At 60.1% G+C, this 13782-nt stretch carries 12 protein-coding genes and 1 pseudogene; 10 read left to right on the top strand and 3 right to left on the bottom strand.

Translation table 11 applies throughout. The features are described 5' to 3' along the window. The first annotated feature begins 49 nt into the window (after positions 1 to 49). The 3 genes from ACRXB1_RS15690 to ACRXB1_RS15680 all read left to right on the top strand — a co-directional run bounded on the left by ACRXB1_RS15690 (position 50) and on the right by ACRXB1_RS15680 (position 3121). Positions 50 to 757: an alpha/beta fold hydrolase gene (locus ACRXB1_RS15690; protein WP_449492487.1), complete on the top strand. Its 708-nt coding sequence runs from the start codon at positions 50 to 52 to the stop codon at positions 755 to 757. A gap of 173 nt (positions 758 to 930) precedes the next feature. Beyond that, complete coding sequence (locus ACRXB1_RS15685; RefSeq protein WP_449492486.1) at positions 931 to 2085, top strand: porin; 1155 nt, start codon at positions 931 to 933, stop codon at positions 2083 to 2085. A gap of 43 nt (positions 2086 to 2128) precedes the next feature. Then, the gene (locus ACRXB1_RS15680; protein WP_449492485.1) at positions 2129 to 3121 is read left to right on the top strand and encodes an ester cyclase; all 993 of its coding nucleotides are present in this window, start codon (positions 2129 to 2131) and stop codon (positions 3119 to 3121) included. A gap of 590 nt (positions 3122 to 3711) precedes the next feature. Here ACRXB1_RS15680 and ACRXB1_RS15675 read toward each other — a convergent pair. Together ACRXB1_RS15675 and ACRXB1_RS15670 are read right to left on the bottom strand one after the other, a co-directional pair. After that, positions 3712 to 4227 (bottom strand): metal-dependent hydrolase, encoded by a 516-nt coding sequence (locus ACRXB1_RS15675; RefSeq protein ID WP_075357396.1) that lies wholly within the window; start codon positions 4225 to 4227, stop codon positions 3712 to 3714. Between the two features lie 139 nt (positions 4228 to 4366). Then, the gene (locus ACRXB1_RS15670) at positions 4367 to 5608 is read right to left on the bottom strand and encodes an ROK family protein (RefSeq protein ID WP_449492484.1); all 1242 of its coding nucleotides are present in this window, start codon (positions 5606 to 5608) and stop codon (positions 4367 to 4369) included. Positions 5609 to 5781: 173 nt separating this feature from the next. Between ACRXB1_RS15670 and ACRXB1_RS15665 the strand changes: the two genes are divergently transcribed. From ACRXB1_RS15665 to ACRXB1_RS15635, 7 genes are all read left to right on the top strand, one after another. Continuing rightward, positions 5782 to 6924 (top strand): Gfo/Idh/MocA family protein, encoded by a 1143-nt coding sequence (locus ACRXB1_RS15665; RefSeq protein WP_449492483.1) that lies wholly within the window; start codon positions 5782 to 5784, stop codon positions 6922 to 6924. A gap of 53 nt (positions 6925 to 6977) precedes the next feature. Continuing rightward, positions 6978 to 7925, top strand: coding sequence for a D-allose transporter substrate-binding protein (gene alsB, locus ACRXB1_RS15660; protein ID WP_075357398.1), 948 nt, complete (start codon positions 6978 to 6980; stop codon positions 7923 to 7925). Between the two features lie 19 nt (positions 7926 to 7944). Then, a complete protein-coding gene (locus ACRXB1_RS15655) occupies positions 7945 to 9456 on the top strand; it encodes a sugar ABC transporter ATP-binding protein (protein ID WP_449492482.1) in 1512 nt (503 codons plus the stop codon). Between the two features lie 20 nt (positions 9457 to 9476). Continuing rightward, positions 9477 to 10466 carry a D-allose ABC transporter permease gene (alsC, locus tag ACRXB1_RS15650; protein ID WP_062002336.1) on the top strand — a complete coding sequence of 330 codons (990 nt, stop codon included), beginning with the start codon at positions 9477 to 9479 and terminating at the stop codon, positions 10464 to 10466. Positions 10467 to 10551: 85 nt separating this feature from the next. Continuing rightward, positions 10552 to 11595 carry a hydroxyacid dehydrogenase gene (locus ACRXB1_RS15645; RefSeq protein ID WP_375507723.1) on the top strand — a complete coding sequence of 348 codons (1044 nt, stop codon included), beginning with the start codon at positions 10552 to 10554 and terminating at the stop codon, positions 11593 to 11595. A 3-nt stretch (positions 11596 to 11598) separates the two neighbouring features. Further along, complete coding sequence (locus ACRXB1_RS15640) at positions 11599 to 12570, top strand: hypothetical protein (protein ID WP_449492481.1); 972 nt, start codon at positions 11599 to 11601, stop codon at positions 12568 to 12570. A 32-nt stretch (positions 12571 to 12602) separates the two neighbouring features. Next, on the top strand, positions 12603 to 13271 hold the full coding sequence (locus tag ACRXB1_RS15635) for an HAD-IA family hydrolase (RefSeq protein ID WP_449492480.1): 669 nt from the start codon (positions 12603 to 12605) through the stop codon (positions 13269 to 13271). Between the two features lie 5 nt (positions 13272 to 13276). Here ACRXB1_RS15635 and ACRXB1_RS15630 read toward each other — a convergent pair. After that, positions 13277 to 13782: pseudogene (locus tag ACRXB1_RS15630) on the bottom strand (hypothetical protein); the annotation flags it as partial.

Raw genomic sequence — 13782 nt, 5'->3', positions numbered from 1 at the left:
GGTGCGACAGCCCGCGGCGGCTACTGAAACTCGCTGAAGGAACAGGGCAATGGCCGCCATTCCGCTTGTCTTGCTACCGGGAACACTGTGCGACGCGCGTGTCTGGCGTGCACAGGTCGACGCGTTGTCGGTGCAGCGGCCAGTCGTCGTATGCGAGTTGGGCAGCGAGCGAACCATGGAGGCCGAGGTGGCCGCGTATCTTGCGATACTCCCGCCGCGGTTCGTGCTGGGCGGATTCTCACTCGGTGGAATTGTTGCGCTGGAGCTTTACAGACAGGCGCCGGATCGTGTGGCCGGCTTGATCCTTGTGTCGACCAATGCACGACCCGATCCGGAATCAAGCCAAAAGAAACGCCGGAAACTGGTTGAACGGGTCGATGCAGGCGAGCTGGAAAGTGTTCTGGATGAGTCTCTGTTGCCCTATTACTTTTCGCCTGAATGTGGGCACCGTGGTGAATTGACCGCTCTGATCAGGGCGATGGCGTATTCGAGCGCGGCGAACTTTGCGAACCAGTCGCGCTATGCAAGCGATCGTCCGGATTCAAGGCCGATGCTGAAATTGATAACCGTGCCCGTTCTATTGATTTGCGGTGATTCGGACGTGTTGACGCCGCGCGACCGGCAGGACGAAATGGCGCAAGAGCTTGCGCAAGCGAGCACGGTGTTCATTGCACGATGCGGCCATTTTGCAACGCTCGAGTCATCTGATGCATGTAATCAAGCCATGCAGCAATGGCTGCTGAGAATGATTCCCTAGCCGTTTGATGGAGATTGATCGCCGAAAGTAATAGATTACTTATTAGTTAGGAAACCGATATAAAAAATACGCTGAGAGATCAACTGTTGAGGCGTCAGTGTCTTTTTGGCGCCGATACCCGAACCCACGCAAGACATTCCGCACGTCAACACGACCTTTACGAGCCACGTGAAATGAAACCGACCCGCGCGCTTTTATCCATTGCCTGCTGTTGCGCTGCTATCAGCGCTCATGCACAAAGCAATGTGACGTTGTACGGCATTATCGACGAAGCCTTCCAGTACACGACGAACCAGGCGGGCGGCCACGCTTATCAACTGGCCAGCGGAACATTGAGCGCTTCGCGTTTTGGCTTCAGGGGGCGTGAGGACCTCGGCAGCGGATATGCGGCCATCTTCCAGCTGGAGAACGGCTTCAACGCAAACACCGGCAAGCTCGGGCAGAACGGCCGTCTGTTCGGCCGCCAGTCGTGGGTAGGCATTTCGACGCCTTACGGCGCAGTCACGCTGGGTCGTCAATATGATTTCGAAACGACCTTCGTGGGGCCGTTCGAATCGGGTTATGCATGGTCGGGCGGTCCCGGCACGCAGCCCGGCGACAACAACAACATGAACGCCAGCTTTCGCTTGAACAACGCCGTCAAGTTCGTCAGCAACCCGTATCACGGATTGACTGTCGGTGCGGCGTATTCATTCGGAGGCACGCCCGGGTCGGTCACCAACAACAGCACGTACGGTGCCGGCATCACTTACACAATCGGCGGCTTTGCGGCTGCGGCGTCGTATTCGCATATCGATCATCCAAATACATCCGTGTACGACGGAACGAACACCACTACCGGCGTGACCGTGTCGGGGCTGAGCTACTCCGGTTTCGTATCGGCGAAAAGCCTGCAAATCAGCGCGCTCGGCGCCTCATACACGTTCGGAAACTCGACGATTGGCGGGACTTTCAGCAACGTCGACTTTGGCAAGCTGGGCAGCGGTTCGGGGCCGAATCCCGAAGGGTATTCCGGTACCGGCGTTTTGAATACCGGCGAAATCAACTACCTTTACCATTTCACGCCGGCATTCAGTGCGGGCACTGCGTTTATCTACACGAGTGTGAATTCGACGGGTGGTGCACCCGGCGCGATTTATCGCCAGATCGATATCGGAACGACATATAGTCTTTCGAAGCGCACGGATGTGTATGTGTGGGCGTATGGTCAGAACGCCAGTGGGACCAATTCCGTGGGTGGGCCGGCCGTTGCGCAGCTTGCCTTTACATCGGCTTCCTCCACCGACAAGCAACTTGCCGTGGTAGCCGGCATCCGGCATCGTTTCTGAGCATGGTTGAGCTTTTTGAGTTTTCAATTGAGAGGAGCATAAGGTGAGCTTTGACCTAGGGTCGTACAAGGATGTCCCGGACTTCATTTATGGAATCACGCGTGAAATCTGGGAGGACCGGGGAATCGGCGGGAAGCTCGACAAGCATTACGCGCCCGATATCCTGCTGCGCGCCGCGACCGGATTCACCGGAAGCAACAAGGGTGTCACGGCGCAGACACTGCAGACGCTGCATCAGTTCCCTGACCGCCAGCTCGTTGGCGAGGATGTGATCTGGACGCCGTATGGCGACGGCACGTTTCTTTCGTCGCATAGGTTGACCTCCGTGATGCGTCATACCGGCGACGGCATTCTCGGCCGCGCCGAGGGACGCATGGTTCGCAGCCGGATCATCGCGGATTGCTGGGTTCGGGATCAAGTCGTGATCGAGGAGTGGCTCGTGCGGGACCAGGCTGCTTTCGCGCGGTGCCTGGGCACAAGTGCGCGCGCGCTCGCCCGCAGCATGACCGACCGGGAATTGCAGCAGGGCGTGCCGATTTCCTTCTTCACGCCTGAGCACGACAAGCCGAGCCGCTATAAGGCAACCGTGCAAAGCGACGACGAAACCGTTCACCGTTATCTCGGCGGCATGCAACGTCTTTGGCACGACAAGGAAACGGCCGTGATTCGCGACATGTATTTCCACGGCGCCGCGTTTCATGCACCCGGTGGGGACGTACTCTACGGGCATGGCGATATCGATACATTCGCGCTTGGTTATCTCGCATCATTTCCCGATGCGGTGCTCAAGGTAGAAAGCGCACGGGTGAACCGCGATCCTGAGCAGCCAGTAAGGGTTGCGGTGCGCTGGTCGCTCACGGGCACGCATTGCGGCTTCGGACATTTTGGAGAACCGACCGGCGCGCCTGTCTACGTCATGGGCATGTCGCACGCGAATCTCACGAAAGACAAGGTAATGACGGAATTTTTCGTTACCGACGAGGTGTCGATCTGGAAGCAGATTTTTGCGCACATGGAAAGCAAGAATGGTGCGTAGCGTGCCACTTATAAGCAATGCGCCAACCTGCTTCGTGCCGAATCGCAGTTAGCTCGGGCTTTTGATTTGCCTTTTTGAAAATCCACACAGGATCCAAAACTCGAAGGCTTTCCAAAAAATCTTTCTTGATCGAGTGGGAATAAGCTGAGCACGCGATCCATCGCGCACCAGTTGAAACAATGGCCGCTACGGGGGGGCGAATATGTGATGCGCGTGTGCTCGGGCTGTATATTCTCTTTGCGCGCGAGCCCAGGGACGATACTTTCCAGTGCCACCTTTGGTGCAGTTCCGCGGCCGAACATGATGATTGGCCTTTGCAAGACGCGTAGAGCAAGAACCCCCGGAGGGGGGGGCGGCAAAGCGTCTTAAGGCTTGCTGCTCATGGCACCTCAGGGCACGGTCTGAGTCTGCGATTCATTGTTCAACTGATTCAACTCATAGCGCGTGTGAAACTGAGTGCGCGTTGGCCCGACCCTGCATGTGTAGCTGCCGTCGCTGTGCGAGCGGTGCAGCATCGCAGCCAAGCAACTCGGAATCAGCCCCACGACCATGTGGCTGCTTTTGAAGGAGGCTTCGTAGCAGGAGTTGTTTTAGCGCGCGAGCCAGTGCGTCAGGTGCGAGAGACCGTGAATGTCGTGCAGCCCGACGTGGCCTGCAATAAACCACGCTGCGGTCCACGACGCGCCGACCACCAGCAGGTCGCAGTGTCCGCTATTCCACCAGTTGAGCGAATGACGCGAGGCGATCCACGGAACGCCGAGCGGATTGGGCCAGTCGGCGAGCAGATGCATCAGGCCGCCGCACGCGAATCCAAATGCCGGCGCGGCGAGCCGGTCATGCCCGAGCCAATGGTACGAGACCGCCAGCAGCGCAATCCAGCCGATACCCCAATGGGTCACAGTACGGTGCGTGATCCACAGGCGGCGCGTGCGTGACCACCACGCCACTTCCAGCCAGTCGGGGGCAGTGCCGCCCGCAACCGCAGCCATGAAACTCAGCAAGACCCACACGTGAAACGGCCCGACGGTGCCGCTGTGAGCGACGATACTCGCCGCCATGACGCCCGCCGCGAAGCCGGTGGCGTGATGTGCTTTGCTTGATGCCATTGGAACGATACTGCCTGGAAGACGGGCCGCCATGTTTGCAGAACTGCGGGGAAATTGACAGTCGCTGTTACTGTCTTTTTCACTTCCGTGAAGGGAGCGGGCGTCAGACCCGAGCGCCGCCTTTCAGCGTTTCAGCCGTTCAGCCGTGCAGCGGATGCAGGATGGAAGCAATGCCCTTCGACGAAAGCGCGCTTTCGATTCCGAGCACCGTGCCGCCAATCGCTCCGGCATATTGATTCAGCGCCGTGTTCTGGATCAGCAGGCTGCGCGTGGCAAGCGGCAACGCTCTCCGGTAAACCACTGCACGCACCCCCGCGAGAAGATCGTCGCTGATCCTCGCCATGCGCCCTCCAAGCACGATGGCCGCAGGGTTGTACATGTGCACGAGCATGGCGATGATCTCGCCGATTTCCTCTGCCGCCGCGCGTATCAAGCGCACCGCTTGCGGATCGCCCGAGCGAACGAGACGCACGAGGTCATCCACGGTTTGCGCGTCGGAGTCGGGCAGCGCCTGCAGGTTGGCGAGCACCGCATTGGTCGAAGCAACGGCTTCAACGCAACCGATATTGCCGCAACGGCAAACGACATCGTCGCGGCCAGGCACCCTGATATGCCCGATGTCACCCGCGGAACCATCGGCGCCGCGGTGCAGCATGCCTTCGGACGTAATGATGCCGCAGCCGATTCCGGTCGATACCTTCGCGAAGAGCAGCGGCGATTGATTGGCAGGCCGCGTGCGTGCTTCGCCCAGGGCCATCAGGTTCACATCGTTATCGACCAGCACCGGCGTCTTGAGGCGCGCCTGCAAATATTCCGATACCGGAAAGCCATCCCAACCCGGCATGATCGGCGGCCTCACGCAAACGCCGCGGCTGAAATCCACGGGACTCGGCAAGCCGACCACGACACTGCGCACGGACTGATCGAGCAGCCTGTGCTCCTGCAGCAATTGATGGAATTGCTCGATGATCGATTCGAGGACCGGCTCCGGTCCAAGTGAAACATCGACGCCAAAGACCCGCTCGGCGAGCCGCCGTTGCGCAAGATCCGAGATCACGAGACGCCCGTGCGTCGCCCCCATGTCCGCCACGAGGATCACGCCGGCGCGCGGATTGAGCACGAGCATGGTTCCGGGACGTCCTCTCGCCGATGCGCTTTGCGCTTGCTCCTTCACGAGATCGCATTCGATCAGCGGCTGGATCAACTGAGAAACGGTCGAGCGCGCGAACCCGGTATTGCGCGCAAGGTCCGCGCGGCTCACGCCCTGCGACGACGCAATCAGCTTCGCGAGCTTGCTATGAACCTCGAACTCTTCGAGCCGGAAAGCGCGGTCGAACGTGGCGAGGCGAGAGGGAGCGGGTTGATTGCTTTGAGTGTGCATAGCGGCTGAGGCCTCGGGGAACCGAGCTTACTTTAATCCGAGCATTGGCCACAAGCGAGATTCTCAAGCCGATAGGCAAAGTATTTATGTCGGAAATCGAATTAAATAATACAAAATGTCCGGCCAAGACGCGCCTCGGTATTGTCCCAGTCAACCAAATGGAGTTTAAAAAAATGGCTGAGACAAAACTGGCGCGCGCGCCGGGTGTGGCAATCGTCGGCGCCGGCATGATGGGCGCCGTTCATTCAAGGGCGAGCCGTCTGGCCGGCGCTCAGATCAAGGGCATTGCAACGTCGAGCCCGGAGCGCGCAAAGGAGGCTGCGGCGCAACTGGGAATCGAGCGCGCCTATTCGAGTGTCGAGGAAGCCATCGCTGATCCGTCGGTCGACGTCGTTCATATCTGTACGCCCAACTCCACGCATTACCCGATTGCCATGGCGGCGCTCGCTGCCGGCAAGCACGTGGTCTGCGAAAAGCCGCTTGCCACCAGTCTCGCCGATGCAAAAGCATTGGCAGATGCTGCGCACTCGGCGCAGCGTGTGGCGGCGATCCCCTTTGTTTATCGATATCACCCTATGGTTCGAGAAGCACGCGCGCTCGTGCAGGACGGCACGGTGGGCGCGCTGCAACTGATGCACGGGAGTTATCTGCAGGATTGGTTGCTCGGCCGCGACGATACCAACTGGCGCGTCGACGCCACGCTAGGTGGCCCGTCGCGCGCATTCGCCGATATCGGCTCGCATTGGTGCGACCTGGTTGAATGGATCAGCGGCGAGCGTTTTGAATCCGTTGTCGCGACGCTCCAGACCACGATGAAGGACCGGCCGGCGGGATCGGTCACGACCTTTTCAGCGGTGACGCTAGATGCATCGGCGCCGAGAACAGCGGTGACGACCGAGGACATAGCCGGTGCGTTGTTCCGCACGAGCACAGGCGTCCTGACAACGCTGACCGTAAGCCAGGTGTCGGCAGGTCGCAAGAACCGCTTGTGGTTCGAAATCGATGGCGCCGACGCAAGCCTCGTGTTCGACCAGGAAGAACCCGAAAAATTATGGCTCGGCGAGCGCGACTCGACGCGCCTGCTCGTGCGCGATCCATCGCGCGGCAGTGCCGAGCAAAGGCGTCTCGCGACCTTGCCGGCGGGTCACGCCCAAGGCTACGCGCAATGCTTCGAAGCCTTTGTTGCCGATACATATGCGGTGATTCGCGGCGAGACCCGCGAAGGCCTGCCGACTTTCGACGATGGTTATCGCTCGGCGCAGATCATCGATGCGGTGCTGGGTTCATCGAAAGCGGGTGCGTGGAAACAAATCTAGTGGGTGTGTCATCACATAAAAATCCGCTTGCGCGGAAAAACAGGAGACGAAGCATGAACGTACAAAACTGGCTCAAATCGACAACGGGCGTTGCAGCAGCGGCATTGACGCTGGCAGCGTGGACGCCGGCGCAAGCCGCAGACATCGCGATCGTCTTGAAGACGCTCGCCAACCCGTATTGGGTCGCAATGCGCGACGGCATCCAGAAAGAGGCGAAGGCGAAGGGCGTCACGGTCGACATCCTTGCGGGCAACAGCGAAGAAGATATCCAGGGGCAGCAACGTCTGGTGGAAGACGTGCTGAACAAGAACTACAAGGCGATCGGTGTTGCGCCGATCTCGCCCGTGAGCCTGATTCAAGCCGTGAGCGCGGCGACGAAGAAAGGCATCTACGTGGTCAACATCGATGAAAAAATCGATCAGGGCCAGTTGAAAGCGGCGGGCGGTGCGGTGATCGCTTTCATTTCGAGCGACAACGTGGCGCTTGGAAATAAAGCGGGCGATTTCATTGCGCAGAAACTTGGCAGCTCGGGTGGCAAGGTCGCGATCATCGAAGGAAAGGCGGGGAACGTGTCGGGCGATGCACGCCGCGATGGCGCAAAGCAGGCCTTCGCAAAGGTGCCGTCCATCAAGCTGGTTGCAAGCCAGCCCGGTGACTGGGATCGCTCGAAAGCACTTGATGTCACCACCAACATCTTGCAACGCAATCCCGATCTGAAAGCTATCTACGCGGCGAACGACACCATGGCGCTGGGCGCGGCACAGGCTGTGAAGAATGCGGACAAGCTCGGCAAAGTCGTTGTAGTCGGCACCGATGGCGTTCCCGAAGCGCTCGACTCCGTCAAGCGCGGTGAGCTGACCGCAACGGTTGCGCAGGACTCCGCGGCGATGGGCGCAAAGGCCGTCGACCTGTTGCTCGATGCGCTGAAAAACAAGCCTGCTATCGATCCGAACAAGACGCCGGAGTTCCTGCCGATCGAGTCGCATCTGATCACGAAGTAAACCGCCTCGCGAGGATCAGATGAACGAAGTACTGGTGGCCGTACGCGGCATCACGAAGCTGTTTCCCGGTACGACCGCGCTAAGCGACGTGAGCTTCGACGTTCGCGCCGGCGAGGTGCATGTGCTGCTCGGCGAGAACGGCGCCGGGAAATCGACGCTGATGAAAATCCTGAGCGGCATCTACGAGCCGACTTCGGGCGCGATCATCGCGGGCGGCAACGAGTACGCCAGGTTGTCGCCTTCGTTGTCCGCCCAGCTCGGCATCTGCCTGATCTATCAGGAGCTGAGTGTTATCGACTACTTGAGTATTGAAGAGAACCTGTTTGTCGGGCGCATTCCGACCATCAAGCGCTTTGGTATTCCCGTGGTCGATCGCCGGAAGATGAACGCGAAGGCGCGTGAGGTGCTTGCCCGTGTCGGCCTCGAGCGTGATCCGCGAACGCTGGTGGGCGATCTGGGCATCTCGGAGAAACAGCAGGTCGAGATTGCCAAGGCGCTCGCGAGCGAAGCGCGGCTCATCATCATGGACGAGCCGACTTCGTCACTGACCGATACCGAAGTTGCGAAGCTTTTCAACGTGATCGGCGATCTGAAGCGCGATGGCGTGGGCGTGGCTTATATCTCTCACAAGTTGAAGGAGATTGCGCTGATCGGCGACCGTGTCACGGTCCTGAAAGACGGCAAGTACGTGGGCACGTACGACGCCAGATCGACATCGACGGATCGCCTCGTCGCGCTGATGGTTGGCCGGGAGATCGTTCACGGCAGGCCGAAAGGCGAGGATGCCACGCACGGAGACATCGTATTTTCCGTCGATCATCTTTCCTCACGCGATGGCTGGGTGCGCGATGTTTCGTTCAACGTGCATCGCGGCGAGATCTTCGGCTTTGCGGGCCTGATGGGTTCCGGGCGCAGCGAACTGATGGAAACCATCTTCGGCGTGCGGCGAAAATCGGCGGGGCGCATGACGCTGAACGGGCGCGAGATCACGATCGACTCGCCGTATCAGGCGGTCAAGCAAGGGCTTGCATTCGTGACCGAAGACCGGCGCGCGACCGGCTTCTTCCAAAACTTGAACATAGAAGAAAACATCTTCGTGGCGCCTGCCTTGCGCAGCACGCGGCGCGCGTTGTCGCTGGGTTTGATCGACCGCGCACGCCAGCGCGAATTCGGCCTGCGCTACAAGGAGCGGCTGCGCATCCGCTGTGCTTCGTCGACTCAGAACATCACCGAACTGTCGGGCGGCAATCAGCAAAAAGCGATCATCGCAAAGTGGCTTGCTGCGCAAAGCGACCTCTTTATCTTCGATGAACCCACGCGCGGTATCGACATAGGCGCGAAGGCTGAAATCTATTCGATCATGCGCGGCCTCGCGAACGAGGGGAAGGCGATCCTGATGGTTTCATCGGAGTTGCCGGAACTCATTGCGGTGTGCGATCGCATTGCGGTGTACAAGGACGGCACGGTGGCAAGCACGCTTGCGAACGCCGACGCCACGGAAGAATCGATCATGCAAGTCGCCACCTCATGAGCGACCACGAAGGAGGCAAAATGAACCCATCGAATACTTCGGGTGCGCCGTTGCCGGCCGCACCGCGCCGCGATTTCGCCACGATCTGGCAGACGTATGGCACTTTCGGCATCCTGGTCGTGTTGCTGATCCTGTGCAGCATTGCATCGCCACAATATTTCCTCACCCGCGACAACCTCGTGCAGGTCCTGTTGCAAAGCTCCGTCATGGTGTTGCTCGCGTGCGGCGTGTTCTTCACCATTCTGATTGCAGGGATCGATTTGTCGATTGGTTCGGTGCTGGCGCTGTCCGGCATGGTCATGGCCAAGCTGATGATGGCGGGTTTGCCCGTCTGGCTCGCGGTGCTGATCGGCGGCGTGGGCATGGGCGCGTTGCTCGGCGCCATCAACGGCGCCCTGGTCAATCTCACGCAGTTGCATCCCTTCATCATCACGCTGGGAACGGCGGCGATTTATCGCGGTGTGACGCTCATCGTGTCGGATTCGCGTTCGGTATTCGGCTTCGACCGTTCATTCACAGATGTCGTCGCCGGGCGTGTTTTCGGCGTACCTGTACCCATCATCATTGCGGTCGTCGTGGCGGGTTTCCTGTTGTTCCTGACCAAGTTTACGAAACTCGGGCGCAACATCTACGCGCTCGGCGGCAATGCGCAAGCCGCGTTTTATTCAGGCATCAGCGTGAAGCTGCATACCATGGTGGTGTTCATCATCGCGGGGACATGCGCGGGTATCGCGGGCATTGTCACGACCGCGCGGACCGCTGCGGCCGAGCCGAACGCGGGCGTCGGGTTCGAGACCTTCGCCATTGCGTCGGCGATCATCGGGGGGACGAGCTTCTTTGGCGGGCGAGGGCAGGTGACGGGCGTGGTCATTGGCGGACTGATCATCGGCGTGATCAACAACATCCTGAACATCATGAACGTCGAGACCTATTATCAGCAGATCGTGATGGGCGCGCTGATCATTGCGGCAGTCACGGCCGACAAGCTGTTCACCCGGAAGTCCCGCTAGGTTTCCCAATCAATCAGATCTGCGGTGGACGCGTGTCGACGTTGACCGCGTTCCCGCTTCAGCCATTCCCTTCCTGGAGCATCCCGTGTCCTCGATTCAAGCCGCAGAGAAAATCCGTCTTTTCATCGCGCCCTCCCCGCGTAACGTCGAAGACATTTTCAGCCCCGCCGATCTGGAACGTCTTCATGCGCTCGGCGAAGTGTTCATCCACGCAGATGGCCCAGTGACCGATGAAATCTTCAACCAGCACGCAGCCGATGCGCACATCATCGTCGGGCAGCTCGACATGCCGTCCGAACGTCTGACGCGTGCGGTGAATCTTCGCGCGATCGTGAATGTGGAGGGCAACTTTCTTCCGAATGTGGACTATGCGCAGTGCTTCAGACAAGGCGTGCGCGTGCTGAACGTGAGCCCGGTGTTCGCGGAACCGGTGGCGGAAGCCGCGCTTGGCATGGCAATCGATCTGGCTCGCGGGATCAGCCATGCGGACCGGCGCTTTCGCAACGGCACCGAACAATATGGACTCGATGCCAACCGGGACGCGTTTTCGCTTTATGGCGCGCCCGTGGGGTTTATTGGCATGGGCGATCTCGGGCGTGCAATCCTGCCGCTCATCGCGCCGTTTCGTGGCGTGGTGAAGGCGTTCGATCCGTGGTTGCCGCCGGCATACCTCGAGTCGCTCGGTTGCGAGGCGGCGTCGCTTGAGACGGTCTTGCGCGAGTCGCAGGTCGTGTTCGTGGTGGCTGGCGTGACGTCGCAGAACCAGGGATTCCTCACGCGCGATGAATTTGCATCGATGAAACAAGGCGCCGCGTTCGTGCTCGTGAGCCGTGCCGGCGTGGTCGATTTCGATGCGATGCTCGACGCAGCCGCGTCAGGGCATATTCGTGTGGCGACCGATGTCTTTCCCGAAGAGCCGCTCGCGCCGGGACATCGGGCGCGTTCCATCGATACCGTGTTGCTCTCGCCGCATCAGGCCGGCGCGCTGAGTGCCGTGCTGCGTGAAATCGGCCGTCGTGCACTGGCGGATATCGAACTGATCGCGCGCGGTTTGCCTCCCGTGATGTGCAAGATCGCACAGCCCGAGACAGTCGGCCTGATGCGCAGCAAACCGGTGGCGAAGAGCTGAGCGATGCTGAGCCGCATATCGCACTTTGCAGGGATTTCCGATACTCGCCGCGAGTTGAAATGGACCGCTTATAGCGGGTGGAACGCGTTATCGATGCGCGAGGGCGCGGTCGAGTTGACTGTTGTGCCCGCCATTGGCGGAAGGCTGATGAGCATCCGGCATGAGGGCGTCGAGCTGGCCTACGTCAACGACGCGCTTGCCGGCCACGTGCCCGACTGGAGTGCGGAACAATGGCGCACGCTGTGCGGCGAATGGGATTTTCCACTATGGGGTGGCGGCAAGACCTGGGTTGCGCCGGAGTCCGACTGGCCCGAACGCGCGCCACAGCGCGATCTGGACAGCGGTTCCTACGAAGTCGTGAGCACGTGGTTCGACAGCCGGTCGATGGGCGTCGAGTTGCTGAGCCCTGTATGCCGGCAAAGCGGCTTGCAGGTCCGGCGCCGCATTGTGTTGTCAGCACGTGATGGCTCATGGACAACGTTGCATGAACTCAGCAACCGCAGCGAGGTGGCGCGGCCATGTGCAATCTGGGACGTGCTGATGTTGCGGCGGCCTGGCCGGGTTGACGTTGTTATCGAAAACGCGCAGCGGGACTGGTGGGAATCGGTGACGCCGTTTCTCGCTAAAGGCCCATTGGGCGATGTCCGTGAATCCGGTTTCGTGACGGGTTCGAGCAAGCACGTCACGACACGGTGCACCGAGCCAATCGAGTTCAAACTGGGCATCGATAATTCGCGGGGTGTAGCGCACGTAGTGTTCGACCTGCCGGAGGGCAGGCATACGTTGAGCAGGCGCTTCCCGGTGTTCCCCGATGCAAGGTATGCTCATGGCTCGCCGCTAGAAGTCTTCAACGCACCGCGACTGCCCTACTTCGAGATCGAATCGCACGGACCGCTGGTCGTCTTGCAGCCGCGTGAGTCGACCACTTTGAGCGTGGTCGAAGCGGTCACGGGCGGCGTTGAGGAACATCGTTAGCGTTTGCCGGTTGGACATCATTCATCTTCCTCATGCTGCTCACTCAAGTCGAATTCCGCACCTCCTGTCTTCTCTTCGACATGGATGGAACCCTGATCAATTCACATGCGCCCGTGATTCGTGCGTACACGGACTGGGCGGCGCACCACGGGCTCGACGCCGCCATGGTCCTGCGCGAATGCCAGGGGCGGCGCGTGATCGATACGGTTCGCGCACTGGCGCCGCCGGGAACGGATGTGGAAGCCGATACCGCCGCGCTGAAGCAGCGTGAACTCGACGACGTGGACGGCATTGTCGAGATACCGGGCGCACTTGCTATGCTGGCATCGCTTCCGGACGATCGCTGGGCGGTCGTGACGTCCGCCGAACGGCCGCTTGCGATACGCCGCATGCAGGCAGCAGGACTGCCGATTCCCCGCTTCCTTTTTACTTCCGACGACATTGCGCGCGGCAAACCTGCGCCGGATGGGTTCATCGCGGGTGCGAAGGCGCTGGGAGCCGAGCCGGAGCAAGCGCTCGTGTTCGAGGATTCGGCAGCCGGGATTGCATCGGGACTCGCGGCTGCGTCGAAGGTGATCGCGTTGACTTCTACGCTTGACGTGGCGCAGATCGATGCCCTCGGGCCTTCAGGTTATCTTCACAATTTCCTTGGCGTCAAAGTGTTCGAAGACCAGGGCCAGTTGCTGTTCCGGATAGCCTGAACGGGTCATTTATCCTTGCCGCTTCCGGCATGCTGGAAGACGCCGCGCGCCATTGCCGCCGCGCGGCCAACGCCCGGAAGCAGTCCGATCATGTCCGATCGAATCATCAGGCCGACCAGCATGACGGTGAGGGTGGCTTCCCCGATCACGCGCGCAACGGCCATGCCCATGGCGCCATATAAAGGCGCGAGAAACAGCGCTGCAGCCAGGTTGGCGAGACCCGACGTGATCCCGGCTATGGCAAGCAAGCGGTCTTTCTGGCGCGGCACGAACACATAGAACGCGACGAACTCGTTGAACGCGGCGAACGGAAACATCACGGCGAGACACTGCAAGACGTGTGCGCTTGGAGTGAAGGCCTTGCCGAGAATCAACGGCATGAGGAACGGCGACAGGCTTAATGCGGCCAAGCACTTTACTTCATGGCTCACGCTTGCGCCGGGCTGCAAGATCAGCGGTGGCAAAGTACTGTCATCGCACACGCGCAAAACCAGCAGCCGCATCACAGTCA

The sequence above is a fragment of the Caballeronia sp. M23-90 genome (genome assembly GCF_053574605.1).
This window is presented reverse-complemented; position numbering and strand designations above follow the sequence as displayed.

Coding starts and splice junctions, on each gene's coding strand:
- ACRXB1_RS15690 (WP_449492487.1), top strand. CDS start 50: ATGGCCGCCATTCCGCTTGTCTTGCTACCGGGAACACTGTGCGACGCG.
- ACRXB1_RS15685 (WP_449492486.1), top strand. CDS start 931: ATGAAACCGACCCGCGCGCTTTTATCCATTGCCTGCTGTTGCGCTGCT.
- ACRXB1_RS15675 (WP_075357396.1), bottom strand. CDS start 4,227: ATGGCATCAAGCAAAGCACATCACGCCACCGGCTTCGCGGCGGGCGTC.
- ACRXB1_RS15670 (WP_449492484.1), bottom strand. CDS start 5,608: ATGCACACTCAAAGCAATCAACCCGCTCCCTCTCGCCTCGCCACGTTC.
- ACRXB1_RS15665 (WP_449492483.1), top strand. CDS start 5,782: ATGGCTGAGACAAAACTGGCGCGCGCGCCGGGTGTGGCAATCGTCGGC.
- alsB (WP_075357398.1), top strand. CDS start 6,978: ATGAACGTACAAAACTGGCTCAAATCGACAACGGGCGTTGCAGCAGCG.
- ACRXB1_RS15655 (WP_449492482.1), top strand. CDS start 7,945: ATGAACGAAGTACTGGTGGCCGTACGCGGCATCACGAAGCTGTTTCCC.
- alsC (WP_062002336.1), top strand. CDS start 9,477: ATGAACCCATCGAATACTTCGGGTGCGCCGTTGCCGGCCGCACCGCGC.
- ACRXB1_RS15640 (WP_449492481.1), top strand. CDS start 11,599: ATGCTGAGCCGCATATCGCACTTTGCAGGGATTTCCGATACTCGCCGC.
- ACRXB1_RS15635 (WP_449492480.1), top strand. CDS start 12,603: ATGCTGCTCACTCAAGTCGAATTCCGCACCTCCTGTCTTCTCTTCGAC.